The sequence below is a fragment of the Actinoplanes sp. NPDC026623 genome (genome assembly GCF_040638275.1).
In the GTDB taxonomy this organism is placed as follows: domain Bacteria; phylum Actinomycetota; class Actinomycetes; order Mycobacteriales; family Micromonosporaceae; genus Actinoplanes.
The window spans coordinates 1-2,096 of the sequence record NZ_JBEZXZ010000412.1 but is presented as its reverse complement, the minus strand read 5'-3'; the positions used below and the strand labels follow the sequence as shown (position 1 = coordinate 2,096).

General features: G+C 69.8%; 1 protein-coding gene. It reads right to left on the bottom strand.

Going from position 1 to position 2,096, the window contains the following annotated elements:
• Window positions 1–166 precede the first annotated feature (166 nt).
• On the bottom strand, window positions 167–2,096 hold a 1,930-nt coding region (locus tag AB0F10_RS45350; protein ID WP_360640783.1), incomplete at its 5' end, for a discoidin domain-containing protein.

The window sequence follows — 2,096 nt, the reverse complement described above, 5'->3', positions numbered from 1 at the left end:
CGCCCCCACCCCCCCCCACCCGCCCCGCCGCACCCACCCCGCCCACCCGGCCCGGTCCACCGCCCCGGGCCGGCTGCCGGGCGCACCCACCCGGGCCGGTTCGTGGAAGCCCCTGCGCGCCACGGTCTCGGTGGCGCCGTAGCGCGCAGGGGGTCATGTGCGGCGGTTACGGGCCGGACGTCAGGTACTGGATCTCCGCGCCCTTCTGCGCCGTGCCGCCCTTGTCATTAATGATCTTGTTGATGGTGCCCTGGCCGCCCAGCGAGACGGTGACCATGTTGGTGAACCGGATGCCCGCCTTGACCGGGGCCTCGATCGCGCGCTCCCCCACCACCGACCGGTCGAGGGTGAAGACGCAGTAGCTGCCGACGCCCCAGGCCTGGTGGGTGTTCACCGAGTCGGCGACCTTGTAGGCCGCGTAGCCGCGGGTCGCGCCGTTCATCCAGGCCGCCTGGTTCGGCATCTCGTACGGCATCTCGTTCTGGTAGAAGTACGTCCGGCCGCGTTCGCCGTTCCAGACCGTCTGGTACCGCTGGAAGTGCTCGACGAACAGGCCGTACATGGTGACGTCGGCGCCGTTGACGACCAGGCCCCGGTCGGCGGTGTTGACCGACCAGCCGACGCCGTCGCCGTGGTCGGCGCGCCACAGCCACAGGTGGTCGCCGATCACGTTGTTGCTGTTGACCACGACGCTGTCGGTGGCCCGGCCGACGCCCGAGCCGCCGATCCGGACGAACACGTCGTGCAGCGAGATCGGGTTGGCCGCGTTGTTCGCGGCGGCGCCCGCCTGCCCGACCTCGATCAGCGTCGGCGAGTTGACGGCGCCGGCCTCGACCAGCAGGCCCGCCAGTTTCACGCCGGCCACGTCCGCGATCTTGATGGCCGCGGTGCCCGCGGTCGGCTTCAGCGTGGCCAGGCCCAGGCCGAGGATCACGGTGTCCGCGCGGTTCACCTGCAGCGGCTGGTCCAGGTTGTACACGCCCGGGGTGACCAGCAGGTGCCTGCCCTGCGCCAGGGCCGCGTTCATGGTCGCGGCGGTGGTGCCGGGGCGGACCACGAAGAACTCGCTCAGCGAGATCGACGAGCCGGCCGGCGTCTTGTTGTACCAGCTTGTGCCGGTGCTGTTCTGCCGCAGCGCGGGAACGAACACCCGGTACTCGCCGGTGCCGTCCACGTACAGGAAGGGCTTCTCCCGGACCGTGGGGGTGGTGGCGACGACCGTGTGCGAGGGGTTCGGGAAGTTCGGCGGCGGCGCGCCCTGCACGCCCTGGAACACCATGTTCCAGACCGAGCCGGCCCAGCTTCCGAACTCGCTGTTGCGCGAGTACCACTGCTGCTGGGAGCCGGAGACGACCGCGCCGTCGATCTTGGTGTCGGCCATCAGGCCGCCGGACGACCAGCCGTCGCCGCCGTTCCAGAGCTGGATCTGGTTGCCGGCGCCCCGGAGGTGCATGCGGCGGTACGGCGCGGCCTGCGAGACGGCGTAGCGCTCGACGGTCGTGCCGGCCGGCAGGGTGACGGACAGGTTCTCGGCGACGCGCCAGAAGTTCTGGGTGGCGTTGCCGTTCATCCAGTTCGCCTCGACGCGCACGTGGCCGTTGAGGTTGACGTCGTCGGGCGACAGGCCGAGGCCCGAGACCTGGGTGAAGAAGCCGAGGTTGACGTCTGCGGTGTAGTTGCCGGGCTTGAACAGCACGGCGTAGCGCTCGGGGCCGAACTGGTTGGTCTCCTGCGCGGCGAACAACTGGTTGAGCCGGTTCTGGATGGTCGCGGCCGGCGTCGAGGGGTCGTAGACGTTGACGTTCGGACCCAGGTTCGGGTTACGCGGATCGGTCGGCTCGACGGGCGGCGTCGTGGTTCCTCCGGTGGTGAAGATCTTGAACTCGTACAGTGAGTAGCCGTAGCCGCTGCCCCGGACGGTGCCGTACATCCGCACATACCGGCCGGTCCCGTTGACCGTCAGCGTCTCGGTGCCACCGGCACCGGTCGTGGTGCCGTAGGCATCGGTCCAGGCGGTGCCATCGGCACTGGTCTGAATCTTGTACGCCTTGCCGTACGCACCCTCCCACTGCAAAACCACCTGGCAGACCGTCGCA